A 26,121-nucleotide genomic window follows, 5' to 3' on the forward strand; every position below is an offset into this window, starting at 1 on the left:
AACCGATAATTGAACAAATGAAACTAAACATAGCCCTTTTGGCCGGGGATGGAATTGGCCCGGAAGTAATTGACCAAGCCGTAAAAGTATCAGATGCCGTAGCTAAAAAATTCGGACATGAAATCGAGTGGACCCCTGCCTTAACTGGGGCGGCGGCCATTGATGCCGTTGGAGAACCCTACCCAGATAGCACCCATAATATTTGCGTAGCTGCCGATGCAGTGCTTTTTGGTGCTATTGGCCACCCGCGGTTCGACAACGACCCATCCGCCAAAGTAAGGCCCGAACAAGGCTTGTTGAAAATGCGCCAGAAATTAGGACTTTTCGCCAATGTGCGACCCACCTTCACCTTTCCATCCTTGATTGATAAGTCGCCATTGAAAAAGGAACGTATCGAGGGTACTGATTTGGTGTTTTTGCGCGAATTGACCGGAGGTATTTACTTTGGAAAAAGAGGTCGAGAAGATAATGACAATACCGCATACGATACCTGCACCTACACCCGTGAAGAAGTAGAGCGTTTGGCACGCAAAGGTTTTGAAATGGCCATGCAACGTTCCAAAAAACTATGTTGTGTGGATAAAGCAAACGTGTTGGAAACTTCCCGTTTGTGGAGGGAAACGGTGCAAAAATTGGAAAAGGAATATCCTGAAGTCCAGGTTTCCTATGAATTTGTGGATGCCGTTGCCATGCGATTGGTGCAATGGCCAAGTTCCTATGATGTTTTGATTACCGAAAACCTTTTTGGTGACATTTTGACCGACGAGGCTTCGGTTATTTCCGGCTCCATGGGATTGATGCCCTCTGCGTCCTTGGGCGAAAAGACTTCGTTATTCGAGCCTATTCACGGTTCTTACCCACAAGCTGCCGGAAAAGACATTGCCAACCCATTGGCGACTGTGTTGTCCGCAGCCATGATGTTCGAGACTGCGTTTGGATTGAAGGACGAAGCCGAAGCCATCCGCGAGGTGGTCAACAAGTCATTGACCGAAGGTGTGGTGACCGAAGATTTGGCAGAAGGCGGAAATGCATACAAAACCAGCGAAGTAGGTGATTGGCTGGCCAAGAATATTTAATCAACCCTAACTACAAACCAAAAAAAAGCCCGGACAAATATATCCGGGCTTTTTGATTTATCATTTGAACAAGACTACAGAATATAATCCGTACTCAAGAAGTTGCTTACTTTAGCTTCAAGTAACTGTTCAATAGTTTGGTTGTTCAGTTCATTATCCTTGAATGCCACAAACGTTCGGATGGAGAACGACCTCAAGGCATCGTGCACACTCAATGTGGATTGGGCGGAGTCTTTTCTTCCTGTGAACGGATACACGTCCGGTCCACGCTGACAGGAACTGTTCAAGTTTACCCTGCATACCAAGTTGGCCAAGGCATCGATCAATGGGGAAAGTGTATACACATCCTTCCCGAACAAGCTGACTTGTTGACCATAGTTGGATTCTGCCATGTCATCCAAAGGCTCTTCAATATCCTTGAAGGAAAGTACAGGAATTATCGGTCCAAACTGCTCCTCTTCATACACTCTCATGTCCTTTGAAACAGGATATACCACAGCCGGCCATATGTAATTGTCGAAATGCTTCCCTCCTTTTTTGTTCAATACTTTGGCACCTTTCGCTTTTGCATCGTCCAATAATTCTTGGATATATGCCGGCTTATCTAGCTCTGGCAGCGGAGTCAAGTTGACACCATCATCCCATGGGTTACCAAATTTCAGGGCATCCACCCTTTCCGAGAATCGTTTTAAAAATTCATCCTTAATATCCTCATGCACATACACCACTTTAAGGGCCGTGCAACGCTGTCCGTTAAAAGACAAGGTTCCTGTGATACATTCATTGATGGTCAGATCCAAATCGGCATCTGGCAATACAATAGCGGGGTTTTTAGCCTCCAAGCCCAATACCAACCGGAGTCTATTGCTTTTTGGATGTTGATCTTGCAGGGCATTGGCCGATTTGCTATTACCGATCAAGGCCAACACATCCACCTTACCTGTTTTCATTATAGGCGCCGCTACAGCTCTTCCTCGACCAAACAGTATATTGACCACTCCCTTGGGAAAACTGCTCTGAAAAGCCTCCAAAAGAGGCGTGATGAGCAACACGCCATGCTTTGCTGGCTTAAATATGGTGGTATTCCCCATGATGATGGCAGGGATCAACAAAGCAAACGTCTCGTTCAACGGATAGTTGTAAGGACCCAAGCACAGCACCACTCCGAGTGGTCCCCTTCGGATATGGGCATATACACCATCGTGCTTATCGAACTTAGCGCAACCACGATCCAATTGCTTGTACTCTTCGATAGTGTCATAAATATACTCAACGGTACGATCAAATTCCTTATAAGAATCTGGCTTGGATTTCCCGATTTCCCACATGAGAAGTTTCACTACTTCCTCCCTTTTCTTTTCCATTTTCTTCACAAAGGCCTCCATGCACATGATGCGATCTTTGACTTTCATCGTGGGCCAAACCCCCTGTCCCCTGTCATAAGCGGCCAATGCCGCATCCAAAGCCTCCATAGCCTCAGGCTCCCCCATGTCGGGAATGCTTCCCAAAGGTGTAGGGGCATATTCTTTGGTGGATGAAATGGTAGAGATTACCTGACTGGTTGCCCCGTTCCATTTTCGAAGTTCACCATTTACCAAATAGGTTTTTTGGTGTATTTCTTCCGTAATCTGAAAAGCTTCAGGAATCACGTTTTTAGTTGTTGACATAGTGTTGTTGTTTATAGAATTAGTGTTCATGAAAATGGTCGCCCATCCTTCACAAAGCTAACATAAAAACTGAAGGAAAACAGCTCATTTCCATTGGTTTTACAACGAAATCGATTTAGAAAACAAGATACCAGATCGTTGTGAAAATCAGACCAAATACTGAAAAAGATCGGGCTTATCGTTCAAGTAGTCCCCAAAAAAATGCCTGGTCTTCATCCGTTGGATCAAGGGCTCCAGATCGTCCGAAGATTTTAGTTCAATTCCCACTACCGCCGGGGCATTCTCCCTGCTCGACTTTTTGGAATATTCAAAATGGGTGATGTCGTCGTTGGGACCCAAGATCTCAACCACAAATTCTTTAAGCGCGCCTGGTCTTTGTGGAAAGCGAACGATGAAATAATGCTTCAGGTTGGCATAGAGCAAAGCTCGCTCCTTTATTTCGGCCGTTCTGGTAATGTCATTGTTGCTACCGCTCACAATGCAGACCACATTCTTCCCTTTGATTTCCTCGGCAAAATCGTCCAACACCGCAATCGTCAAGGCACCGGCAGGTTCTACAACAATGGCATCACGATTGTACAAATCCAAAATGGTTTGGCATACTTTACCTTCTGCCACCAAAACCATTTTACTTAAACAATCACTACAAATAGGATACGTTAATGCTCCTACTTTCTGTACTGATGCCCCATCGATAAACTTATCGATTTCTTTCAGCTCGGTCAACCTTCCCGTTTCTATCGAACTTTTCATGGAAGGAGCACCCAAGGGCTCCACCCCGACGATTTTTGTGGATGGTGACAAGGCCTTAAAAGCACCACACAACCCGGAAGCCAGGCCACCTCCTCCTATTGGGACAAAGAGATAATCAATGGGTTCTTGCGATTGTTGTAGAATTTCCAATCCTACGGTACCCTGTCCTTCAATGATTTTCTCATCATCAAAAGGATGCACAAAGGTTTTGCTGTATTGATTGCAGTACAATTGGGCCGCTTTATTGGCATCGTCGAACGTATCACCTTCCAAAATCACTTCAACCCATTCCCCACCGAACATTTTGGTCTGGTCGATTTTCTGTTTCGGGGTTACCACAGGCATAAAGATGGTCCCCTTCACCTCCAAATGACTACAGGCAAAGGCAACTCCTTGGGCATGGTTGCCGGCGCTGGCACAGACCACGCCTTGCTCCAACTGTTTTTTGGAAAGGGATGCGATTTTGTTAAAAGCACCTCTGATCTTATAGCTACGGACCCGCTGAAGGTCTTCGCGTTTTAAAAGAATATTGGCCCCATATTTTTTGGAATAGCGGATACTTTGCTGCAAAGGGGTTTGCTCCACTACTCGGGAGATGGTCTCTGCTGCTTGTTGAATGTCCGCCAATTGCGGAAAGTATGTCTCCACGGTTTCGTTGTTCATGGGGCCAATATGCTTGGATTATATTGGCTTCATTGCGGTCATGGATGCACGCAATCTGGCACCTACAACCTCAACATTGTGAGTTCTGATGGCTTTGTTGACCTTGATCAATTTAATATTGTCCACGCCATTGTCCTTGCCTTCACCAAAATGTTTTCCAATCACATCGGTATCGATTTTCTTCATGAAATCGGTCAATAAAGGTTTACAGGCATGATCGAACAAATAACAACCATACTCAGCGGTATCGGAAATTACACGGTTCATCTCGAACAATTTCTTTCTGGCGATGGTGTTGGCGATCAGAGGCGTTTCGTGCAAGGATTCGTAATATGCAGACTCACCGATGATTCCGGATTCGGTCATGGTCTCAAAAGCCAATTCCACACCAGATTTTACCATAGCTACCATCAACACACCATTGTCGTAATATTCCTGTTCAGAAATGGATACATCTCCGGCAGGCGTTTTTTCGAAGGCTGTTTCTCCGGTTTCGGCTCTCCAATCCAATAGATTTTTATCACCATTGGCCCAATCTTCCATCATGGTTTTGGAGAAATGTCCGCTCATGATATCATCCATGTGCTTTTGGAACAACGGACGCATGATCACCTTCAATTCTTCGGCCAAATCAAAAGCCTTGATCTTAGCAGGGTTGGACAAACGGTCCATCATATTGGTGATACCCCCTTGCTTCAAACCTTCGGTGATGGTTTCCCATCCGTATTGGATCAATTTGGAAGCATATCCTTTATCGATTCCCTTTTCCACCATTTTGTTGAAGGAAAGAATGGAACCAGTCTGCAACAAACCACAAAGAATGGTCTGCTCTCCCATCAAATCCGATTTCACTTCGGCTACGAAAGAAGATTCCAAAACCCCAGCCTTGTCTCCACCGGTAGCGGCAGCATAGGCTTTGGCCTGCTCCAATCCTTTTCCTTCAGGGTCGTTTTCAGGGTGCACGGCAATCAAGGTAGGCACACCGAAACCTCTTTTGTATTCCTCACGAACCTCGGAACCCGGGCTCTTAGGCGCCACCATGATCACGGTGATGTCTTCACGTACCTGCATACCTTCTTCCACAATGTTGAATCCGTGGGAATAGGACAAAGTCGATCCTTTTTTCATCAATGGCATTACGGCACCTACCACTTTGGTGTGTTGCTTATCCGGAGTAAGGTTGATGACCAAATCGGCCGTTGGGATCAATTCCTCATAGGTACCCACAACAAAGTTGTTCTCTGTTGCATTTTTATACGACTGCCTTTTTTCCTTGATAGCAGCTTCCCTGAGGGTATAGGATACATCCAACCCGGAATCACGCATATTAAGGCCTTGGTTCAACCCTTGGGCCCCGCAACCTATGATCACAATTTTCTTTCCTTTTAAAGCCGAAACACCATCAGCAAATTCGCTGGGGTCCATAAACCTACATTTTCCCAGTTGGGTCAATTGCTCACGAAGCGATAGTGTGTTAAAGTAATTTGCCATTTTTGTTATTTGATTTTATGCTATTTAGTTTTCTTGAAATTCTGTCAATAGTTCGGAAATCGGCATGGCCGCTTTGGTCACCGCGATACGGCCCGAACGGACAAACTGCATGATGCCATAAGGTTCCAGAGCATCGTGCATCTCATCGATTTCGTGTCTGCGTCCCGTTTTGGCCAGCACGAAGAACTCACGGCTCACCGTTACAATCTGGGAATTGCTTTCTTTGATGATGTTCTGGATCTGACGTTCATCGAACAGCAAATGGGATGCGATCTTGAACAAGGCAGATTCCTGATAAATAATATCGTCATCGGTATGATAGAACGCTTTGATCACTTCTACCTGTTTCTCAATTTGTTGAACGATCTTACGCGTCCAATCCTCTGTGGTATTGACAACAATCGTAAATTTTGACACATGCTCTATCTCTGATTTAGAGACATTTAAACCTTCTATATTGATGTGTCTCTTTAGGAATATGCCTGATATTCTGTTCAGTAATCCCACGTTATTTTCGGAATACACCGATATGGTATACCATTGTTTTTCCATTCTCAATTTATTTTGACTGCAACGATCAATCCTGTGGACCAATCCATTTTTGTTATTGTTATGTCTTCTCTTTGTTCCAAAACTTGAACCAGTTCCTTGGCCTTTTCCTCATGTCCTTCTGGCCAGTTAGGCTGCTTTTTCATATCATCTATTACGTAAAACCCACCATTTTTGATAAGGCTTATCGTTTTATCCAGATGGCTGTATTTTCCAGGCCAAGCGTCAGCGAATATGAGATCAAAAGATTCCCCAGTATAGTTTTCCAACCATTCTTCACCATCGGAACATATTAATGTTAATCTTGGTTCTTCCTTAAAGAAAAGGTTGGCTATTTGGATAAGCTCTGGATCATTATCCACACTGATCATTCTGGATTTCCCGTCCATGCCTTCTATCATCCAAGCCAAGGACAAACCTATCCCGGTGCCTAGCTCCAAAAAGTTGCCGTTTGGTTTTGATGCCACCAATGTTTTTAGCAATGTCCCTACATAGACATCTGATGGCATGGTGAACCCCAGTTCCTTGGACTTTGCAAGCAAAGCCGGATACTGGCCCGGCATTTGTATGATCTTGGTCTGGTCCATTTTATTTTAATCTGATGTCTGCTACTGAGGCACCTGTTGGAATCATAGGGAATACATTGTCCTCTTTTTCCACTTTGACCTCCAAAAAGTAAGGGTCTTTGGAAGCTATCATTTCTGCTACGGCATCCTTCAATTCGGAACGCTGGACCACTCTTCTGGATTTGATGTGATATCCTTCGGCGATCTTTACAAAATCAGGATTGGTCATTACGGTGGACGCATATCTACTTTCGAAGAACAGTTCCTGCCACTGGCGCACCATTCCCAAGTGATCGTTGTTGAGCACCACGATTTTAACCGGTACGTTGTGTTGAAAAATCACACCCAATTCCTGAATGGTCATTTGGTACCCTCCATCCCCGATAATGGCCACTACTTCACGGTCCATGGCACCCATTTTGGCCCCAATAGCTGCTGGAAGCCCAAAGCCCATGGTCCCCAATCCACCAGAAGTGATGTTACTCTTGGATTGTGTGAACTTGGCATACCTACAGGCAATCATTTGGTGTTGGCCCACGTCGGAAACAATTACAGCATTGTTGCCTGTGGCCATGTTGATTTGTTCCATGACCTCACCCATGGTCAATCCTTCCTTGGTAGGGTGGATATCTTTTTGGATAACGGTCTCAAATTCAATTTGATGTTTTTTATCAAATTCATCAAGCCATTCCTTGTGCTCGCTCTTATTGATCAACGGCAATAACATGCCCAAGGTTTCCTTGGCGTTGCCCAAAACCGCAACATCGACCTTTACATTCTTGTTGACCTCAGCGGGATCAATTTCAAAATGAATGATTTTTGCTTGTTTAGCATAAGTCGCCAAATTACCGGTCACACGGTCATCAAATCGCATACCGATGGCAATGAGCACATCACATTCGTTGGTCAAAACATTGGGTCCGTAATTACCGTGCATCCCCACCATTCCTACGTTCAAGGGATGGTCCGTTTCCATGGCGGAAAGTCCCAAAATGGTCCAAGCAGCGGGAATTCCTCCTTTTTCAACCAAAGCCTTCAATTCGGCCTCGGCTTCACCCAAAATCACCCCTTGACCAAAAATAATGTAAGGTCTTTTGGCATTGTTGATGAGTTCAGCAGCATTTTCAATGGCGGAAAGATTGGGTTCTGGAACCGGCTTGTAACTTCTTACTCCAGTGCATTTTTCATATTTGAAATCCAGCTCATCAAACTGGGCATTTTTGGTGATATCTACCAAAACCGGGCCCGGTCTTCCAGATCTTGCAATATAAAATGCCTTTGCCATGATCTCAGGGATTTCTTCCACTCGGGTAATCTGATAGTTCCATTTGGTCACCGGGGTGGAAATACCCACAATATCCGTTTCTTGGAACGCATCGGACCCTAAAAGACTTCTGGTCACCTGACCAGTGATGCATACCATTGGGGTTGAATCGATTTGAGCATCAGCAATACCCGTGACCAAATTGGTGGCTCCAGGCCCGGAAGTGGCCATCGCCACACCTACTTTACCCGTAACCCTGGCATAGCCTTGTGCAGCGTGCGCGGCGCCTTGCTCATGTCGGGTAAGGATGTGCGTCAGCTTGTCCTGAAACTTATACAATTCATCATAAACAGGCATAATGGCCCCACCGGGGTAACCATAGATCAAATCCACCCCTTCGGCCAACAAACAATGGATAAGGGCCTCTGCACCTGTGATGCGCATGGTGGTTTCCTGTTTTTTCTCCTTCTTTTCCGCTTTCAATGTCTCCATAAGCTTATCTTTTTCGGGAAATTCCCTTTTACTTTTTATTTTAGAACGTATCGGTTACACAACCTTTGGATGCCGATGAAACCATCTTGGCATATTTGTACAAGCTGCCCGATTTCACCTTTAATTCTGGTTGCACCCAAGCCTTTCTTCGTTGTTCCAATTCTTCGTCAGAAATATTGATGTTGATAGTGTTCTTCACCGCATCGATGGTAATCTCATCACCATCTTTCACCAAGGCGATACCACCACCTACTTGGGCTTCTGGGGAAACGTGACCTACCACGAAACCGTGTGATCCGCCTGAGAATCGTCCATCAGTAATCAGGGCAACATCCTTACCCAATCCGGCACCCATGATGGCCGATGTGGGTTTCAACATTTCGGGCATTCCCGGAGCACCTTTAGGTCCTTCATACCGAATGACCACCACATCACCTTTTTTGACCTTTCCTGTATGGATACCTTCGTTCACTTCAATTTCACCGTTGAAAACTCTTGCAGTTCCCGTGAAACTCAATCCTTCCTTGCCCGTAATCTTGGCTACGGCACCTTCGGTTGCCAAATTGCCATACAGAATCCGGATATGCCCTGTTTCCTTGATCGGCTGTTCCAAAGGCTTGATAATGTCCTGGCCTTCTTCCAAATCGGGAACATCCAATAGGTTTTCTGCGAGAGTTCTACCGGTAACCGTCATACAATCTCCGTGGAGCATGCCTTTCTTCAACATGTATTTCAAGACGGCTGGCACTCCTCCAATTTTATGAAGGTCTTCCATCAAATATTTTCCACTGGGCTTTAAATCGGCCAACAATGGAGTGGATTCGCCAATACGAGTAATGTCTTCCAAAGTAAAATCCACTTCCGCGGCATGGGCAATGGCCATAAAATGCAATACAGCATTTGTGGAGCCTCCCAAAACAGTCACCAACTTAAAAGCGTTTTCCAATGCTTTTTTGGTCACAATGTCCTTGGGTTTCAAATCCATTTCCAGTAGGTTCAGAATGGCTTCCCCGGCAGCTTCGCAATCGGCACCTTTGGCCGAATTCACTGCAGGAATGGATGAATTAAAGGGCAATGACATTCCCATCGCCTCAATGGCAGAAGCCATGGTATTGGCCGTATACATGCCGCCGCAAGCTCCCGCACCGGGACATGCTTTGTGAATCACCGCCTTGAATTCGGTCTCATCAATGGTTCCCGCTACTTTTTGGCCATAAGCCTCAAAGGCAGAAATGATATCCAATTTCTTATTGTTATGGCAACCAGGGGCAATGGTGCCTCCGTATACCAAAATGGAAGGCCTGTTGAGCCTTAGCTGGGCCATAAGGGAGCCAGGCATATTCTTATCACAGCCCACCACGGTCACCAAACCATCATAATACATGGCCTGCATCACGGTTTCGATGGAATCGGCGATGATGTCCCTGGACGCCAAGGAATATCGCATTCCCGGGGTTCCGTTGGAAATTCCATCACTCACGCCAATGGTATTGAAGATGAGTCCCACCATATTGGAAGACTCCACCCCCTTTTTAACCTTCTTGGCCAATCCGTTCAGGTGCATGTTACAGGGGTTTCCCTCATAACCTGTGCTGGCTATTCCAATAAATGGTTTTTTTAGATCATCATCATTGAGCCCTAACGCGTGCAACATAGCCTGAGCGGCTGGAAGCGTTGGGTCTTGGGTCACACTTTTACTAAACTTGTTCAGTTCCATTGTCAAATTTCATTCAAATACAGAATTCCGCTGAATTTATACAGTCAATCAAAGATAGATGTTTAAAAAGCCTTAGATTTTTAACAGTTTCGGCCTATTTAAATCCATTTGAAACATAAAATATACAAAACTCTGTTTTTCAGTTATTTACATCAATTCAAAATCCAATATTCAATTATTTTCTTTATAAAGAAAAAGGGCCTGTATCTAAATGGATACAGGCCCTTCTTTGTCAATAGCAAGTCTGTATCATTCCAGATTTGGAATAATAATGACCACGCCGTTGACCAGGTTATTTCTTTTCATGCTTCAATGTTACAAAAAAATATGTTGGATTCCAGCAGAAAAAACAACTAAAGTAATTTAAAGGTGAACTTATCCCCGTGTTTCTTTTGGGCCAAGGTACAAATGGATTCTTCGGAAAGTTGCAGTATCCTGGGGTAGCCTCCCGTGGTCTGGCCATCCTTCATCAGAATGATCAAACGTCCTGCCGGCGTCAATTGTATGGTTCCAGGCAAGGTTCCAGACGTCAGCATGGAATGGGCATGGCCCTCAATCAATTCGGATAACTGATAGGCCATTCTGTTGTTTTCTTTGGATACCGTGAAGGTTTTGGTGAATATTGCGGATAGTTGGGCGTCCGACAGTAGTTCAAATTCCGGGCCTTTGTACACTTCCAGATAATCCTTTAGAAAATGATCATCAATTTTTACTTCGGAAATAAGGGGTTTAAAAGAAATGTTCTTGGTGAATAGGACTTCATCCCCATCCTTGAGTCTTTTTGTTTTGGTCACAGGCACAAACTGGGAACGGCTACCTAAGACCTTTTCTGTTTGAAAACCGCTCTTGATGGCCAAATACGCCCGAAAACCGTTCTCTAATTTTCCATAGGACAAAATATCACCTTTGGACACCTGTACCACCTGATAATTTTCAATGGGTTTGTTGTTCAAGGTCGCAGAGATATGGGCTCCGGAAAGACAGATAAAGGTAGGCTCATCAAACTGCAAGGTAGGCCCTGTCATGGTAATTTCCATAACCGCCGCATTGGGGTCGTTCCCCAACAAAAGATTGGCCTTTTTTACAGAATCCACATCCATCGCCCCAGAAACGGGCACACCTATGTCACGATAACCATACCTGCCAAGGTCTTGAATGGTCGCAAAAAATCCTGATTTGAGCACCTTAAGCATGTAGCGCCACTTTTTCGGGTTTATAAATACCTACTTCGGCCTCTATTTTATGGAGTTCGTATTCGGCTTTGGATATTTTATGGAATTGGATCTTGTCCCCCACTTTTACAAAACAAGGTTCCTTTAAACTGGGGTTGAACAAAGGAACGGGGCAGTTGCCGATGATATTCCACCCCCCTGGGGATTCCTGGGGATAAATGCCCGTTTGTTTCCCTGCCAAACCAACCGAGCCCTTGGCAACTTGCAAACGTGGTTCCGATCGTCTGGGGATTTCCAGAGACTTTGGAAGACCTCCCAAATACATAAACCCGGGTAAAAAACCTATGCCATATACCACATATTGGTGGGACGTGTGTTGTTGGATGAGTTCCTCAACGGACAGGTTCAAAGTTTTGGAAACTTCTTGTATGTCTATTCCAAATTCCAGGTCGTAACAAACCGGGATGGTCCAGAGGTGTTGCACCCTACTCGAGGTGCTTTTGGCCTGTTCGGCATGGCAGTCCATGATCATTTTTTGGGTTTCCTCAAAGTCCAGATGGTCGTTATTATAGACCATGGTCAAGGAATTATAGGCTACGGACATTTCCCAACCTAGAATTTTGAGTGCCTTGAAGGCTTCCATAAAATCAAGGATATCGGCTAAGATGGACTCTTTTACCTCACTGGGCCATTCTACTAAAACGGCTCGTTCTCCAAAGGGTTTGATGCTGATGGGGTAACTTTTCACTTTTGTATTTGCACCTGATGTTTGGGTAATTCCCGTGAAAGATACATTAATATTTCCAATGCCGAAGCGGTATCGCCATGCACGCAAAGGGTGTTCGCCTCAATTTTATGGAATTTGCCGGAAACCGTCTTTACTTTTGCATCTTTTATAACGGGTAGCATATGAAGGAGAACTTCTTTCGGCTCTTGAATCAATGCATCTTTATTTTTTCTGGACACAAGACTTAGGTCTTCATTATAATTTCTATCGGCAAAAGCCTCATACCATATCTTGAAACCCATTTCCTTAGCCTTGTTGGCAACCAAGGAATCAAATGGCACATACAGAATTGCATTTTGCCTATATGCAGAAATAGCTTCCAAATACGTTTTTGCCAACTCCCCATCTTTCGCAGTTTGATTGTACAATGCCCCATGTGCCTTTATATGGTGAAGGATGGCTTTTTTTCGGTCCAGAACGCCTTCGAATGTTTGGAGCTGATTTCTGATACTTTGTATCAGCACCTCATTTGGAATATCCATGACTTCCCTACCAAAATTCTCTTTATCGGGATATGATGGATGTGCTCCTATCTTTACACCATGTTCAAGAGCTAAATCCACCACCTCAGACATCGATTCCTCGTTTCCGGCATGGCCACCACAAGCTATATTGCATGAACTGATGAAGGGGAAAATCCGGGCCTCGTTGCCAATGCCTTCCCCTACATCACAATTGATATCTATCGCAAATTTTTTCATCTATAGGGTTCCCATGACTTTTAAGATACTTTTCGCCCCCAAGAAAATGGCAAAGGCCACTATGGCCATCCCCAAAACATTCTGTAAAAGGGTGTTTCTGTTTTCTCCCATAACCGATTTTTTGTTCACTACCCACAATAACAAAAGTGCCATAACAGGCAACAAAACACCATTGGCTACCTGGGCAAACTGAATCACTTGGATGGGTTTGATGTCAAAAGACAAAAAAATCACCCCACAGAGTAAAACAAATGCCCAAGTGGATTTGAACCTTTTATCCTGCATACCTCCTCCCCAACCAAAGCAGCTACTGGCCACATAAGCGGCTGCCAATGGAGCCGTAATGGCAGAGGTCACTCCAGCCGCCAAAAGCCCGATGGCCATAAAATAGAGTGCCATTTTACCGAAAAGGGGCTCCAACCCTTTAGCCATATCCATGGCATTGTTCATGTCGGAAATTGGGGCGGCGGAAGCGGTGATCAAAATGGCCATGGACACCAATCCACCTAAGGCAATAGAAATGATAGTGTCCCATTTCACGACTTTCAGATCACTTTGTGACTTCCATTTTTCACGCACTAAGGATGCATGCAAGAACAAGTTATAGGGTACCACCGTAGTGCCCACCAAGGCCACCACAGTCAACAGGCTATCTTTAGGCAATGTTGGCACAAACATCCCTTCTAAAATACCGGATAGGGAAGGTTTGGTCATCAAAGAACAAATGATGAAGCTCACTCCCATTAAAGCAACCAAGCCCACAAAAATTCTTTCCAATACTTTATAATTGCTGAACCACAGCAAGCAGAAAATGGCAATACCAATCAGGGCAGGAAAAAAAGGCCTCATTTGGGGGTTGGGGAAAATCTGTTCCAGACCCAAGGTGGCCCCTCCAATGTTCCCTCCTTCATATGCCGCATTACCTATCAAAATGGCCCCCAATACTACGGCAAGGACCACATTACGGACCCATGGCGTCTGTAATTGCTCTCGGACCACATCGACCAAGCCTTTTTGGGTCACCAAGCCGATTCTACCGGCCATTCCCTGTAGTACAATCGTAGCAATAATGGATATCAACAGGGCCCAGATCAGGGCGTATCCGAATCGTGCTCCGGCCAACGTACACATGGTTATAGTTCCCGGTCCAACAAAGGCAGCCGCGACCAATACTCCAGGTCCTATTTTTTTCAACATAAATGGGTTGGTTTAGGGGGTTGAATTTAACAGGATATTAGGACAAACCATGTATTTCATCCAAAAAAATGCATTTCGTCTAAAAGTGGGGTATTTTATATCTACATTTTATACGATTTTAAAAATGGCGAAGTTATAATAGTCCCAAATCGAACTTTGACCTTAAACTTGGCAAATACTTATGACATGTAAGGATTGTGAAAAGAGTATTGATTCCCATCAGTACAAGACTTCTATGGAGTCTTTGGGAATCCACTTGTGCGACCGTCATTCACGGCTCATTAAAAAAGTAATTCTAGATAACAACACTCCATTGGAGGCCATCCACCTCTTTTACGCCTTGAAGGAAGCCGGAGCCCATCCCATGTTGGAATGGTGGGACGGCAAGCGCTCAGTAGACATTGCCATTTCCCGCGTAAAGCTCAATATTGAAATCGACAAGGACTATAACATGATCACCCATGAACAGGCCATCAGCGATCTGGAAGATGCCATGCATTCGTTTAAAAATGGGTTCACCACGATCCGGATCCCCCATTTGGCCATCAAATACTATTTAGAGGAAACCGTTCAGAATATATTGGGCATCATCTCAGGACTCAAAGCGAACATCAAGGCCATTTAGTTGCAAAACTCCACCTTATTGTTCTTTTTGGTCTCCTTATACTCCAAAATACTGATACTAACCGGGTCTTCCCCTATGTTTTCCAAATCGTTAACATAGTCTTTGCCCCTGTTTTCAAAATATTCGGTATCGCCTGGATTCAGTTTGAACATATCAATTTTCCCGTTCCCATAGCGAGTTATCACCAAACCTCCTGTTGGGCATACCCAACCATAGTTGGTATTGTGTCTTCTAAAAGGAATCCGCTCACCAGGTGCGAGATATAGATCCCATAGTTTAACACTTTCATTCTCAAACACCAGTCTGTCGCTTAAAGACTCTGTTATTTCTTGATGCAGCAACTCATCGATCTTCTCCTGTTCCCATGGGTCAAAGTTGCCCACTGGGTTCAATTCCACACATTGCATTCCAATAAAATTTCAAAAAAGAGCGGCAAATGTATATCATAACAATCTCAATACCAGATCAGTGTAATTATTTAACGTATTTTTTACACTTGTAAGCCTTAAAGGGGTTTCAATTACCAATTTGAACAGGAAAGCCTTAAAATTTTGGGGGTTTCAAAAACAAACCTAGATATGGGCTTCCGTTTGACTTTTTTATCTAATTTGTCGCCAAGTGTATCATCTTCAGGAGAATTCGACACACTTTTCAATTTGAAACCAACTAAACCACCTCAAGAATGAAAAAATTCCTTTTCGTGCTCTTAAGCCTTATCATCGTATTGGCCGCCGTCTTAACTTTTAACACCCTTTCCCTTACCTCCAAACAAGTCGCACCTGACCCCTTGCAAAAAATGGATTTCCCTGCAAATGCTTACCAGCACCTCTCCAAAGCTGTGCAGTTCGAAACCATTTCTTATAGTGAAGATGCCATTCCCGATTCCACTGCATTCAATGGTTTCCACGGGTTTTTGCAGGAGACCTATCCATTAATCCATGAAAAACTTACATTAGAAAAAATCAGCGAATACAGCTTGCTCTATAAATGGGAAGGTTCGGATATATCAAAAAAGCCCATCATCCTCATGTCCCACCAAGATGTAGTTCCAGTGGACCAGCCAACCCTTTCCGATTGGGAGGCCCCACCATTTGCCGGGAAGATAACCGATACCCATATCATTGGCAGGGGCACTTTGGATGATAAAAGTTCCTTGATGGCCTTGATGGAATCCATTGAAACGTTGCTAAAAGAGTCTTTCACCCCTACCCAAACCATTTACTTGGCTTTTGGTCATGATGAAGAACTTGGAGGAGGAAACGGGGCACAAAAGGTTGCCGCTTATCTCAAAGAAAAAGGTATCCATGCAGCGATGACCTTGGACGAAGGTGGACTTTTGGCCGAGAACATGGTCCCTGGGTTCGATAAGACCATCGCCATGTTGAATTTGGCGGAAAAAGGGTATGCTTCCTTTAACCTGATCGTGGAAACCAAGGGTGGTCACAGTTCCTCCCCTCCAAAGGACAACACTTTGGGGATGTTGGCACAGGCCATCGTGGATTTGGAGAACAATCAACTGCCTTATAAACTGGTCAAGCCCATTGATTACCAATTTGAATATATGGGAGCCGAAATGCCTTTTTTCAAAAAAATGGCGTTTGCCAATCCCTGGCTTTTTAAAGGACCGGTCCTAAAGGCTTTGAATGCGCATACCACAACGGCCCCCACCATTGTGGAAGGAGGCGTAAAGGACAATGTGATCCCGACGGTGGGCAAGGCCACCATCAATTTTAGAATATTGCCCGGGGAAACCATAGCTTCCGTGAAGGAACATATTGAGAAAACCGTTGGGGACAAAGTAAAGGTGGAACTGGCGGGATTTGCCGTAGATCCCTCACCCGTGTCAGGAATAGATTCCGAAGCGTTCAAAACGTTGGAAAAAACCATTCGTTCCGTATTTCCAGATGTGGTAGTAGTGCCCGGTTTGATCGGCGGTGGTACCGATGCCCGTTATTTTTATGGGGTTTCTGACGATGTGTACCGTTTTTATCCCATCCGCATCAGTCCGGAAAGTTTCTCCCGTTTTCATGGCATTGATGAAAAAATCAGCAAGGAAAATTACAGGGAGATGGTCGAGTTTTCATATCAAATGATCAAAAAATTCAATTGATCCTTTAACCCAACCAACCTTCCCTATCCAAGCTCCGGTATTGGATGGCTTCGGAGATATGGTTTTCATTTAGATGCTCCTGACCTTCCAGATCGGCAATGGTTCGGGCCACCTTTAATATTCGATCATAGGCCCTTGCGGATAGGTTCAAGCGTTGCATGGCACTTTTTAAAAGCGCCTTTGAGGATGCATCCAGTTTACAGAATTCCCGGATGTGCTTGGTATTCATCTGGGCATTGTAATGCAAGTCCTTGATGTCTTCAAACCTTAAGGTTTGAACATCCCGTGCCGCCTCTACCCGCTTTCGAATTGCCACACTGCTTTCCCCTTTCCTATCATCGGATAGTTTTTCAAAAGGAACCGGGGTCACTTCAATATGGATGTCGATACGATCCAATAAAGGCCCGGATATCTTGCCCAAATATCGTTGCATCTCGGCCGGTGAAGAAGTGACCGGGGCATCAGGATCATTGAAATACCCTCCCGGACTGGGATTCATACTGGCCACTAACATAAAGCTACTCGGATAGGTCACCGTATATTGCGCCCTTGCAATGGTCACCTCCCGGTCTTCCATGGGTTGGCGCATCACCTCCAGAACCCTACGTTCAAATTCGGGGAGTTCATCCAAAAACAATACGCCATTGTGCGACAGGGAAATCTCACCAGGTTGCGGATAGCCGCCCCCTCCTACCAAGGCAGCACTACTGATCGTATGGTGCGGACTCCTGAACGGTCTTTGGCTCATCAGGCCCTTGTTCTTTACCTTGCCCACCACACTATGGATTTTGGTGGTTTCCAAAGCTTCATGTAAGGTCATGGGAGGTAAAATGGAAGGCAATCGTTTGGCCAGCATGGTCTTTCCCGCCCCTGGTGGACCTATCAAAATGATATTGTGACCTCCGGCCGCCGCAATCTCCATACAGCGTTTAATACTTTCCTGCCCCTTTACATCGGCAAAATCGAATTCGGGTAAATCCAAGTGATCATAAAATTCTTGGCGCGTATTCACGATGGTTTCTTCCAAGGGAATACCTTGATCAAAAAAGGCAATGACTTCTTTGATGTTTTCCACGCCATACACTTGCAATCCATCCACAATGGCAGCTTCATTGGCATTTTCCTTTGGAAGAATAAATCCTTTGAATCCTTCATGCTTTGCTTTAATGGCAATGGGCAAAGCTCCCTTAATCGGTTGCAAACTGCCATCTAGGGAAAGTTCTCCCATAATCAGATAGTTGTGGATGTCCTCAGATTTTATCTGTTCCGAAGCGGCCAATATGCCCAAGGCCAAGGTTAGGTCATAAGCAGAACCTTCTTTCCTCAAATCGGCTGGTGCCATGTTGATGGTAATCTTTTTACCGGGAATGCGATACCCATTGTTCTGCAGGGCCGCCGCTATGCGGAAATTACTCTCTTTGATGGCGTTGTCGGGAAGTCCAACCAGATGATACCCTACCCCTTTATCTATGTTGACCTCTACCACAATAGTGGTCGCCTCAATGCCAAAAACGGCACTGCCATATACTTTTATAAGCATTCAGAAAATTCTTGAAGATTGTGTCCCCAAAAATTAACTTTTACAAATTGGCAAGAGAGGGCAGATTGACGAATGCCCCATTTTGGATTGACACAGGTGCTTTCCGAATTTGTGGAGGGGTTACTTTTTGGTAAAGGTAAGCACCGATTCCGCAGTTTCCTGAATTTCCTGTTTGTTCATCATCATCTTTCGGAACTTGCCCTGCACATACATTTCAGCTTGATCTTTGTAATGCTTGCTGAAAGGATTTCCCGATTGGCCCGTGGGCAAAATACTGATGCTGTTTTCTACATCGGAAAAATCCACAATTCGGCGTGTGGATGGCCCAGAACTGACTTTGTAATAGCCTGTACTATCATACGGAAAGGAGAGGTTGTTGATGACTTCGCGGGTGCCTTCCACAGGAAATGGCCCTACATTGAAATATTTCCGTAAGGATTCCACTTTTCCGAAGGGATGCTGGTGTTCCAAGGTATGTACCTTGTCCCAGGTCCATTGGCTCGGGTCTGGTCCCAAATCTTTCACCAAAGATTGCCAAGCATCCGCAAAGGACTTCATAACGATATCCTTTCGGGTTTCCACGACATCTTTAGTGTTCACATTGTCCCACCATTTTCCGCTTTCCATTTTGGCCCCCCAAGCAATCTGCCGTTTAAAAAGGTGGGTGCCCAAAAACTCGTTGAACATCTCGGTGCCCAATTCGTCCTCCATCGTATTTTTTACCATGAAATACTCACAGCGATGAAACAATGTAGGACTTGTACTGTTCAAAGTGTACTCCCCATTCCAATTTTTAAGGGAATCGACCAGAACTAATTGTTCCGTGGACAAATGGGATACATCGAATAGCTTAATAAGCTCAGTTACCAAATCGGTATTTACGGGTGAGGTAACGTCCAATATCATTTCGGAAAACGATTCCTTGTCCCAATCATCTTTGGCATCCAACAACTGTACAATCCTTTTGGCCCTGTTCTCTGGCAAATAATAACCAGGATATAACATCCCTGCGATGGAATCAGGTTGGTTGTTCGCAGAATAGACATAATGCCAAGGCGGATTCACGGCACTCGGGTTTTCTGAAAAGTCGAGGTAGCGTATGGGTTCGTCCTTGCCCGAAGTTCCATCCAAAATAAATTTAGTGGAAACGCTGTCCGCCATCTGGTATAATTTGGCGGTGGCCCACCAACCCACATTGCCTTTGGCATCACCGTACATTACATTGAGCCCGGGAGCATGGATCTTGGGAAGGGCACTCTGGAATTCCTCCAAATTGGTGGCATGGCTCAACCCGTACAAGGCATCCAAGACTTCGTTCTTGGGCTTGGTATAGATCCACGACATGCCAATGGGCCGTTCCCCTGAAATTTGGTCGGCAATATCGTTCATGATAGGCCCATGTTGCGTTTTTTTAAAGGTAAAGGAGACATCTTCCCCATCTTTTACCTTGATGGTCTTAGTGATATATTCGAATGGCTTCCAACCTTCTACCGTCTTATATTGTGTGGAGTCAGCTGGATTGGCCTCTTCGTAGTAGAAATCAATATCATCGTTCTCGAACATAGTCAACCCATAGGCCAGATTTCTATCGTGGCCCAACAAAGGAAAGGGAACCCCTGCCAAATGATAGCCGTATTTTTCGTAGGTTGGGGTAACCACATGGGCTTCATACCAAACCGAAGGTTGGGCAAACCCAATGTGCGGGTCGTTGGCAAAAATAACCTTACCATTCTTGGTCTTCTCGGGGGACACTACCCAACTGTTGCTTCCTTCAAAAAGAGGAACAGGCAGATTCTCCAATGCTTCCGTAACACTTGCTGTGATATCGGTTCCCAAGGAATCGGTCTTTATCCCATGATAATTTTTTATCCACACGGTTGAAGTGTCAGAATCGATGGCAAGGTCTTTCATATATTCGTCCCCCAACTTATCCCGCATACTGGTGAGCAAAGGGTCGGTTTTGTGGGCCATCGCAAAGCTAAAGGCCATATATCCCACGGCATTGTATACATCTTCTATGGAAAAAGGTTCCTTATCAATACCTGTCAGATAAAATTCTATAGGGGTCGGGCCATTTTTGATAAAGTCGTTGATGCCATCCAGATAGGCTTGGGCCATTATTGCTGTCTCACTATTCTTGTCCAAGTTGGCAACCGTTTGTGCAGATTGGTCATCGATACCCATGGAAAGGAAGAACTTATCTGTCTTGATAAAATCCTTACCAAAAACCTCTGCAATCCTACCCTTGGCCACCCTTCGCAACAGTTCCATTTGCCAAAGACGATCCTGTGCATGCACATAACCCAATGCCTTTAGCGCATCTACTTCATTTTCCGCATAAATATGGGGGATTCCATAAGTATCGAAATACACATTGACCTCACTTTGAAGGCCGTCCAGTGTTTTTTTGCCGCTATAATCAGGTTTAAGGGAATTAATAAAAATGGCAATGGCAATCACCAAAAGCAGAAGTAGTCCCGCAAGGATCAGAAGTACTTTTTTAATCTTTTTCACGAAGTTGTGGTTACGTCAATTAGTCACTCTAAGGTATAACTAATTTCCAACTCCCGTGAAAAATATTCATTATTTGTTCATGGAGAGTTGATGCTTTTCCAAACCGGATTTCAACCATTTTTGATAGGTTTCCACATCCACGTATTGCACCGCATCGTTCAGGATTTCCAGATCCGGGGTCATCAACACGTAATAAGGTTGTGATGCAGCGTTGAAATTTACCGTCTGGAAAGTACCCCATTTTTGCCCAATGTTCTCAATGGATTTGATTCGTCCGGAATCGAACTTGAAATCAAATTTTTCCCCTTCGGGAAGCTCCTTTCTATCATCTACATAAAGAGAGATCAATACATATTCATCCTTAAGGATGGGATACACACTGGCATCGCTCCAAACATTCTCTTCCATCTTTCTGCAATTGACGCAGGCCCAACCAGTAAAATCGAGTAGAATGGGCTTGTTCACCTCTTTGGCATAGGCCACTCCCTCCTCAAAATCCTTGAAACAATCCAATCCCAACGGGCAATCGCTCTCGGTTTCCACCACGCTGTAAAAACTTGGTGGCGGGAATCCGCTCAACAATTTCAAATCGGTGACATGGAACAGCCCAAGAATCAAATAGACGGAGAAGGCAAAGCTTAATAGCCCCACCATCTTTCTTGCAGGTGAAAGGTTTTTCCTAGGGCCATCATGTGGGAAGCGGAACACCCCAAACAGATAAAGGGTCATCAAAATAAACAACACTACCCAAACCCCAATAAAGATCTCCCTTTTGAAGACGCCCCAATTGCCTACCAAATCCGCATTGGACAAAAATTTGAAGGCCAAGGCCAGTTCCAAAAAGCCCAACACCACTTTCACGGTGGTCATCCAACCGCCTGATTTTGGCAAGGAGTGTAACCAGGCCGGGAACATGGCAAACAGTGCAAAAGGCAAGGCCAAGGCCAACCCGAAACCGACCATACCCATGGTCAAGTTGGTGGCCACATTACCTTCGGCCAAGGTAGTACTGCCCAAAAGTCCCCCCAAAATGGGACCCGTGCAGGAAAATGAAACAATGGCCAAGGTCAACGCCATAAAAAAGATGCCCAATCCCCCTCCTACCTTGGAAGAAGCGGAATCCATCTTATTGGCCCAGGAACTTGGCAGGGTGAGTTCGTAATACCCAAAGAATGAAAAGGCAAAGAACACAAAAATGACAAAGAAGAGCACGTTGAGCCAAATGTTGGTGGCAATGGTGTTCAAAATCTGCGAGTCCACCGAATTGAAGAGGTGAAAGGGCAAACTCAACAAGAAATAAATCAAAACGATAAAAAAACCATACAAAACCGCATTACCGATTCCCTTGGATTTGTTCTGCGACTGTTTGGTGAAAAACGATACGGTCAATGGGATCATCGGGAATACACAAGGGGTCAATAAGGCTATCAAGCCTCCCAAAAAGCCGAGCCCAAAAATCATCCAAAGGTTGGATTTGCCTTCAGAATCCACCAAACCACCCTGATTGAGCAGTTCCTTGTTCTTCAAATCCAGTTTAAGTGATTCCCCAAGGGCCACACTTCGGTCATCCAAGGTTTTGGTGTCGCCCACAAAGGCACTTCCATCCAACGAAATCTCAAAAACCTCGTCTTTTGGAATACAGACTTCCTTGCAGATCTGATAAAACAAATTGACGGAAATTTGCCTCACATCGGGTTTGATGAGCTTTATTTTTTGGGTGAAGATGGCCTCTTTTTTAAAGAAAGTCTCCTCCACTTCAAACACATCACTATATTCCTTGATGGTTTCACTTTCGGTGGTGGAACCGATCAATTCGTAGTCCTCACCCGCTTTTTCAAAGGTGAATTCGCTAGGCAAGGAACCACCTTCGGCGGTAAATTGGGAATATACATGCCACCCGTCCATGATCTTGCCTTTAAAGACCAATTCGTATTCTGTGTCCGATAATTTGTGTACTTCATGGCTCCAAACTGCGGGATTGGCATCCGTTTGTGCAAACAGGGTTAGATTGATGAAGAATAAACCTAAAAAAACTTTCAATACTCTCATGAAATCCATGTAATCTTTACTATTTGTCGGGTGGAATCATCAACCCTGAATCGTTCATCGGCCCTTTTGCCCACTACCCAAACAATTTCATCGTCCGAGCACAACAACCATTGCTTTTCCTTGGAAACGACATCTATCTTCTCATCCTTGAAAAACTTGGACAACTTTTTCTTGTCTTTCATCCCGAAGGGATAAAAATAGTCGCCTTTCTCCCAATTTCTTAACACTAAAGGGAAGTTTAACTTTTCCTTATCCAAAAATATAGTGTTGCTTAAGGGTTTTTCCATCCTTTCAACATTATCCATGGTCAATTTAATGGGCTGTTCGAGCATGGTGTCCTTATCAAAGACAGGGAAATGGTCATTTACCCTAGTTTTTAATTCGGAAAGAATCAAACAATCACGATTTTTGACTAATCTATGGGTTTTGGAAAACACTTCCTTGCCGCTCATGGAGGTCAATAGTCCATGGACCGCTTCCCAATCGGAAAAGCCGAACCCATGGAACAAACCGTAGAGATAGGCTTGCAAGGGCTGTAACTTTTGTAAATCGGCTACATTGACCTTGATCGCACCATCAACTTTTTGGAACAATCTGGTCTTGACCTCCTCCAGATGATTGTTGGCCAAGTCACTGGTCTGATGCAGATACGATTGGGTCTGGATAAAATTCTGCACAAAGGTTGGGTGCAATTCCTTCAACTTGGGAACAATCCCATGCCTGATTTTATTCCGAAGGTATTTGGATTCCGAATTACTGCTATCTTCCCGCCATTGAATGTTTTGTTCTTCAGCATAGGCAGCAATCTCTTCTCGAGTGAAAATCAACAAAGGCCGAATGATCTTGTCATTCTGTTCCGGAATCCCCAATAGTCCTTCCAAACCGGTACCCCGGGAAAGATTGATGAGGAAGGTCTCCAAGTCATCATCCAGATGATGGGCCGTCATTAAATAAGCAAAGTCCTTTTCCTTCAAAAGGTCGTTAAACCATTGATAACGCAACTCCCTGGCCGCCATCTGCATCGACCCCCGATGATCCTTTACATATTCCAAAGTGTTGAATGCTTTCACCAGCACCTCAACATCCAATGTCTCAGCCAAGTTTCGCACAAAAGCCTCATCCCCATCGCTATCGGCCCCACGCAATTTAAAATTGCAATGGACCAACGCAATGTCCAAACCTGCTGACTTGCACAAATGTGCCAACACCACACTGTCCACCCCGCCACTACAGGCCAACAACAGTTTTTTTCCTTTTAGGAAAGGGAGCTTGGCATCGATGTGGTTTTTGAATTTGGACAACATGTCGCAAAATTACGAATAAACCTCAGCCTTTTTCCAATACTTTGCGCATGGCCTTGGCTTTCAACAAACATTCTTGGTATTCCTTTTCAGGTTCCGATTTTGAAGTGATGGCGCTGCCCACGGAAAAGGAAACATATTTGTTCGCTTCATTGTACAAAATACTTCGGATGACCACGTTGAAATCAAAATCACCATTGGGAGCAAAATAGCCTACTGCCCCACTGTAGAGCCCGCGCTTTGTCTCTTCCAAATTTTCGATGATCTGCATGGCGGATATCTTTGGTGCCCCTGTCATACTGCCCATCGGAAAGGTTTCCTGGATCAATTCCACTGGGTTTTTACCCTCGAAAACCATTGAAACAATGGTTGAGATCATTTGATGTACTTGTTTGTAAGCGTATACTTTGCAGAGTTCTTCCACCTCAACACTTCCCTTTATGGCACTTTTGGAGAGATCATTACGGACCAAATCGGCAATCATGATGTTTTCCGCCCTTTCTTTTTCATCCAGCGCCAAGTCATTTTTAAGTTTCAGGTCTTCTATTTTGGTCTTTCCACGTGGGGCCGTTCCCTTTATGGGTTGGGAAACGACCTTCTGTCCCATTTTTTTGAGATAACGTTCCGGGGAGGCGCACATCAAATACCGTTCTTGCAATTTCATGAAAACTGCGAACGGCGGCTCGGAGACAGCATTGAGTTTTTGATAGACCGATATGGGGTCGATGGTAATATTTTCCGCATAAAATTCTTGACAAAAATTGGCCTCGTAAATATCCCCTCTGTGGATGTGCTCCAAAAACCGGTTCGCTTTTTCAAAATAGGCATCTTTGTGAATGCGCATTTTAATCTTCACAGGCGGGCCATCGGGTTTCGAAGACTGGTCCATGTCGGTTAAAGCAACAATTTGCTCAAAATCGGATTCGATTTCATTGCTGTAATCGTCCAAGTATTTAAAATGGAATTCATCATCCTTCAAAATGATGATTTTTTTGGGTTGGAAAAAATATAGCAGCGGAAAACCAAGTCCATCCATATTTTCAGAGGCCAAATCCTCCAATTCATTCTTCAGGTCATAGGAAAAATAACCAAATAGCCAATCCTTGGTTGTGTCCAGATAAGAACTGACCAAGTCAAATGTCGTACACTTTCGCTCCTCCCCTATGGCCAGACAGGCTTCAAAAGAGGAATATTGATCCCGATGCCCATTGCTATCCAGCCAAACCACTTGCTCGAAGGGTTTGGACCATTGCGCCAAAGCATTCTTGGTCCCTGAAATAGATTTGACCTGAAAAGTGCGATGGGTCCGCAAGGCGAGCTATTTTAAGGATTCCAAAAAAGTCTCCAAGGCAGCTTGGTGTTCAGATTTTAAAGTGGCATCCAAAATGCCATCATCTGAAAAATTCTCATAAAAAGAAGGCAGTGAAAAAGTCGTAATCACTTCCCCGCCAAAACGTGGCAATAGATTTTCAATCACGGTCAGTGAACCTTTGGCCCCTCTTTTTCCTCCGGAGGTGGACATGAGTAAAACCTTGGTGCCTTCCAAAAAATTACGATCCAAGCGAGACAGCCAATCCAATACATTTTTAAAATAGGCCGAGGGATTCCCATTGTGTTCATTGACGGACAGAATCAGGCCTTTACTTTTTTGGATATCGTTTTTCAATTCCACCAATGCATTGGAGTATCCTTTTTCCTTTTCCAAGTCCTCACTGAACATGGGAAAAGGGTAATTGGCCATGTTTAACACCTGAACCTCACGTTCTTGCACCAAGGAAACGGTAAGTTTTACCAATCTAAAATTAATAGAAGTGGAAGAATTGCTTCCAGCTAATGCCAATATTGCAGCCATACCCGAAAATCGTTGATTGTTTCGCTAAAATACCC

At 44.6% G+C, this 26,121-nt stretch carries 21 protein-coding genes; 3 read left to right on the forward strand and 18 right to left on the reverse strand.

Translation table 11 applies throughout. From position 1 onward, the window contains the following. Positions 1-17: 17 nt before the first annotated feature. Positions 18-1,076 carry a 3-isopropylmalate dehydrogenase gene (gene leuB, locus D2V05_RS17500; protein ID WP_119648814.1) on the forward strand — a complete coding sequence of 353 codons (1,059 nt, stop codon included), beginning with the start codon at positions 18-20 and terminating at the stop codon, positions 1,074-1,076. 74 nt (positions 1,077-1,150) lie between these two features. Here the strand turns inward: leuB and D2V05_RS17505 are convergent, their stop codons facing one another. The 11 genes from D2V05_RS17505 to D2V05_RS17560 all read right to left on the reverse strand — a co-directional run bounded on the left by D2V05_RS17505 (position 1,151) and on the right by D2V05_RS17560 (position 14,095). Beyond that, the gene (locus D2V05_RS17505) at positions 1,151-2,743 is read right to left on the reverse strand and encodes an NADP-dependent glyceraldehyde-3-phosphate dehydrogenase (RefSeq protein WP_119648815.1); all 1,593 of its coding nucleotides are present in this window, start codon (positions 2,741-2,743) and stop codon (positions 1,151-1,153) included. Positions 2,744-2,890: 147 nt separating this feature from the next. Continuing rightward, complete coding sequence (gene ilvA / locus D2V05_RS17510; RefSeq protein ID WP_119648816.1) at positions 2,891-4,159, reverse strand: threonine ammonia-lyase IlvA; 1,269 nt, start codon at positions 4,157-4,159, stop codon at positions 2,891-2,893. A gap of 18 nt (positions 4,160-4,177) precedes the next feature. After that, a complete protein-coding gene (gene ilvC / locus D2V05_RS17515) occupies positions 4,178-5,650 on the reverse strand; it encodes a ketol-acid reductoisomerase (RefSeq protein ID WP_119641447.1) in 1,473 nt (490 codons plus the stop codon). Between the two features lie 24 nt (positions 5,651-5,674). Next, positions 5,675-6,202 carry an acetolactate synthase small subunit gene (ilvN, locus tag D2V05_RS17520; RefSeq protein ID WP_119641446.1) on the reverse strand — a complete coding sequence of 176 codons (528 nt, stop codon included), beginning with the start codon at positions 6,200-6,202 and terminating at the stop codon, positions 5,675-5,677. Between the two features lie 2 nt (positions 6,203-6,204). Continuing rightward, complete coding sequence (locus D2V05_RS17525) at positions 6,205-6,786, reverse strand: O-methyltransferase (RefSeq protein ID WP_119648817.1); 582 nt, start codon at positions 6,784-6,786, stop codon at positions 6,205-6,207. Position 6,787: 1 nt separating this feature from the next. Next, positions 6,788-8,521 carry a biosynthetic-type acetolactate synthase large subunit gene (gene ilvB, locus D2V05_RS17530; RefSeq protein WP_119648818.1) on the reverse strand — a complete coding sequence of 578 codons (1,734 nt, stop codon included), beginning with the start codon at positions 8,519-8,521 and terminating at the stop codon, positions 6,788-6,790. A gap of 40 nt (positions 8,522-8,561) precedes the next feature. Then, positions 8,562-10,238: a dihydroxy-acid dehydratase gene (ilvD, locus tag D2V05_RS17535; RefSeq protein WP_119648819.1), complete on the reverse strand. Its 1,677-nt coding sequence runs from the start codon at positions 10,236-10,238 to the stop codon at positions 8,562-8,564. 353 nt (positions 10,239-10,591) lie between these two features. Then, on the reverse strand, positions 10,592-11,431 hold the full coding sequence (locus D2V05_RS17545; RefSeq protein WP_119648821.1) for a 5-oxoprolinase subunit C family protein: 840 nt from the start codon (positions 11,429-11,431) through the stop codon (positions 10,592-10,594). Then, positions 11,424-12,158, reverse strand: a complete 735-nt coding sequence (gene pxpB, locus D2V05_RS17550) for a 5-oxoprolinase subunit PxpB (protein ID WP_119648822.1) — start codon at positions 12,156-12,158, stop codon at positions 11,424-11,426. The genes D2V05_RS17545 and pxpB overlap by 8 nt, the downstream gene beginning before the upstream one ends. Beyond that, complete coding sequence (pxpA, locus tag D2V05_RS17555) at positions 12,155-12,898, reverse strand: 5-oxoprolinase subunit PxpA (RefSeq protein ID WP_119648823.1); 744 nt, start codon at positions 12,896-12,898, stop codon at positions 12,155-12,157. Before pxpA ends, pxpB begins: the two co-directional genes overlap by 4 nt. Then, on the reverse strand, positions 12,899-14,095 hold the full coding sequence (locus D2V05_RS17560) for an Nramp family divalent metal transporter (RefSeq protein ID WP_119648824.1): 1,197 nt from the start codon (positions 14,093-14,095) through the stop codon (positions 12,899-12,901). A gap of 181 nt (positions 14,096-14,276) precedes the next feature. On the opposite strand from D2V05_RS17560, the gene D2V05_RS17565 reads away from it, so the two are divergent. After that, positions 14,277-14,720: a hypothetical protein gene (locus D2V05_RS17565; protein ID WP_119648825.1), complete on the forward strand. Its 444-nt coding sequence runs from the start codon at positions 14,277-14,279 to the stop codon at positions 14,718-14,720. Here the strand turns inward: D2V05_RS17565 and D2V05_RS17570 are convergent. Further along, positions 14,717-15,127: a hypothetical protein gene (locus tag D2V05_RS17570; protein WP_119648826.1), complete on the reverse strand. Its 411-nt coding sequence runs from the start codon at positions 15,125-15,127 to the stop codon at positions 14,717-14,719. The two genes, D2V05_RS17565 and D2V05_RS17570, sit on opposite strands and share 4 nt — an antisense overlap. Before the next feature lie 275 nt (positions 15,128-15,402). Between D2V05_RS17570 and D2V05_RS17575 the strand changes: the two genes are divergently transcribed. After that, positions 15,403-16,830, forward strand: coding sequence for a M20 family peptidase (locus tag D2V05_RS17575; protein ID WP_119648827.1), 1,428 nt, complete (start codon positions 15,403-15,405; stop codon positions 16,828-16,830). Positions 16,831-16,834: 4 nt separating this feature from the next. On the opposite strand, the gene D2V05_RS17580 is transcribed toward D2V05_RS17575, so the two are convergent. The 6 genes from D2V05_RS17580 to D2V05_RS17605 form a co-directional block, all read right to left on the reverse strand. Beyond that, positions 16,835-18,370, reverse strand: a complete 1,536-nt coding sequence (locus D2V05_RS17580; protein WP_119648828.1) for a YifB family Mg chelatase-like AAA ATPase — start codon at positions 18,368-18,370, stop codon at positions 16,835-16,837. A 120-nt stretch (positions 18,371-18,490) separates the two neighbouring features. Further along, a complete protein-coding gene (locus tag D2V05_RS17585; protein WP_119648829.1) occupies positions 18,491-20,884 on the reverse strand; it encodes a penicillin acylase family protein in 2,394 nt (797 codons plus the stop codon). 69 nt (positions 20,885-20,953) lie between these two features. Then, on the reverse strand, positions 20,954-22,933 hold the full coding sequence (locus D2V05_RS17590; RefSeq protein WP_119648830.1) for a protein-disulfide reductase DsbD family protein: 1,980 nt from the start codon (positions 22,931-22,933) through the stop codon (positions 20,954-20,956). Further along, on the reverse strand, positions 22,930-24,237 hold the full coding sequence (gene tilS / locus D2V05_RS17595) for a tRNA lysidine(34) synthetase TilS (protein ID WP_119648831.1): 1,308 nt from the start codon (positions 24,235-24,237) through the stop codon (positions 22,930-22,932). Before tilS ends, D2V05_RS17590 begins: the two co-directional genes overlap by 4 nt. Before the next feature lie 22 nt (positions 24,238-24,259). Further along, positions 24,260-25,546 (reverse strand): anthranilate synthase component I family protein, encoded by a 1,287-nt coding sequence (locus D2V05_RS17600; protein ID WP_119648832.1) that lies wholly within the window; start codon positions 25,544-25,546, stop codon positions 24,260-24,262. Positions 25,547-25,552: 6 nt separating this feature from the next. Further along, on the reverse strand, positions 25,553-26,086 hold the full coding sequence (locus D2V05_RS17605) for an NADPH-dependent FMN reductase (protein ID WP_119648833.1): 534 nt from the start codon (positions 26,084-26,086) through the stop codon (positions 25,553-25,555). Between the last annotated feature and the right edge of the window lie 35 nt (positions 26,087-26,121).

The sequence above is a fragment of the Flagellimonas pelagia genome, from assembly GCF_003584135.1.
Lineage (GTDB): Bacteria > Bacteroidota > Bacteroidia > Flavobacteriales > Flavobacteriaceae > Flagellimonas > Flagellimonas pelagia.

Bases quoted from the DNA above. Each gene is read 5' to 3' on its own strand.
- D2V05_RS17580 (WP_119648828.1), bottom strand. From the start codon at position 18,370: ATGCTTATAAAAGTATATGGCAGTGCCGTTTTTGGCATTGAGGCGACC.
- D2V05_RS17605 (WP_119648833.1), bottom strand. From the start codon at position 26,086: ATGGCTGCAATATTGGCATTAGCTGGAAGCAATTCTTCCACTTCTATT.
- ilvN (WP_119641446.1), bottom strand. From the start codon at position 6,202: ATGGAAAAACAATGGTATACCATATCGGTGTATTCCGAAAATAACGTG.
- pxpA (WP_119648823.1), bottom strand. From the start codon at position 12,898: ATGAAAAAATTTGCGATAGATATCAATTGTGATGTAGGGGAAGGCATT.
- D2V05_RS17545 (WP_119648821.1), bottom strand. From the start codon at position 11,431: ATGCTTAAGGTGCTCAAATCAGGATTTTTTGCGACCATTCAAGACCTT.
- leuB (WP_119648814.1), top strand. From the start codon at position 18: ATGAAACTAAACATAGCCCTTTTGGCCGGGGATGGAATTGGCCCGGAA.
- D2V05_RS17505 (WP_119648815.1), bottom strand. From the start codon at position 2,743: ATGTCAACAACTAAAAACGTGATTCCTGAAGCTTTTCAGATTACGGAA.
- ilvA (WP_119648816.1), bottom strand. From the start codon at position 4,159: ATGAACAACGAAACCGTGGAGACATACTTTCCGCAATTGGCGGACATT.
- ilvB (WP_119648818.1), bottom strand. From the start codon at position 8,521: ATGGAGACATTGAAAGCGGAAAAGAAGGAGAAAAAACAGGAAACCACC.
- D2V05_RS17565 (WP_119648825.1), top strand. From the start codon at position 14,277: ATGACATGTAAGGATTGTGAAAAGAGTATTGATTCCCATCAGTACAAG.
- D2V05_RS17575 (WP_119648827.1), top strand. From the start codon at position 15,403: ATGAAAAAATTCCTTTTCGTGCTCTTAAGCCTTATCATCGTATTGGCC.
- ilvD (WP_119648819.1), bottom strand. From the start codon at position 10,238: ATGGAACTGAACAAGTTTAGTAAAAGTGTGACCCAAGACCCAACGCTT.
- D2V05_RS17560 (WP_119648824.1), bottom strand. From the start codon at position 14,095: ATGTTGAAAAAAATAGGACCTGGAGTATTGGTCGCGGCTGCCTTTGTT.
- tilS (WP_119648831.1), bottom strand. From the start codon at position 24,237: ATGTTGTCCAAATTCAAAAACCACATCGATGCCAAGCTCCCTTTCCTA.
- D2V05_RS17570 (WP_119648826.1), bottom strand. From the start codon at position 15,127: ATGCAATGTGTGGAATTGAACCCAGTGGGCAACTTTGACCCATGGGAA.
- D2V05_RS17525 (WP_119648817.1), bottom strand. From the start codon at position 6,786: ATGGACCAGACCAAGATCATACAAATGCCGGGCCAGTATCCGGCTTTG.
- D2V05_RS17590 (WP_119648830.1), bottom strand. From the start codon at position 22,933: ATGAGAGTATTGAAAGTTTTTTTAGGTTTATTCTTCATCAATCTAACC.
- ilvC (WP_119641447.1), bottom strand. From the start codon at position 5,650: ATGGCAAATTACTTTAACACACTATCGCTTCGTGAGCAATTGACCCAA.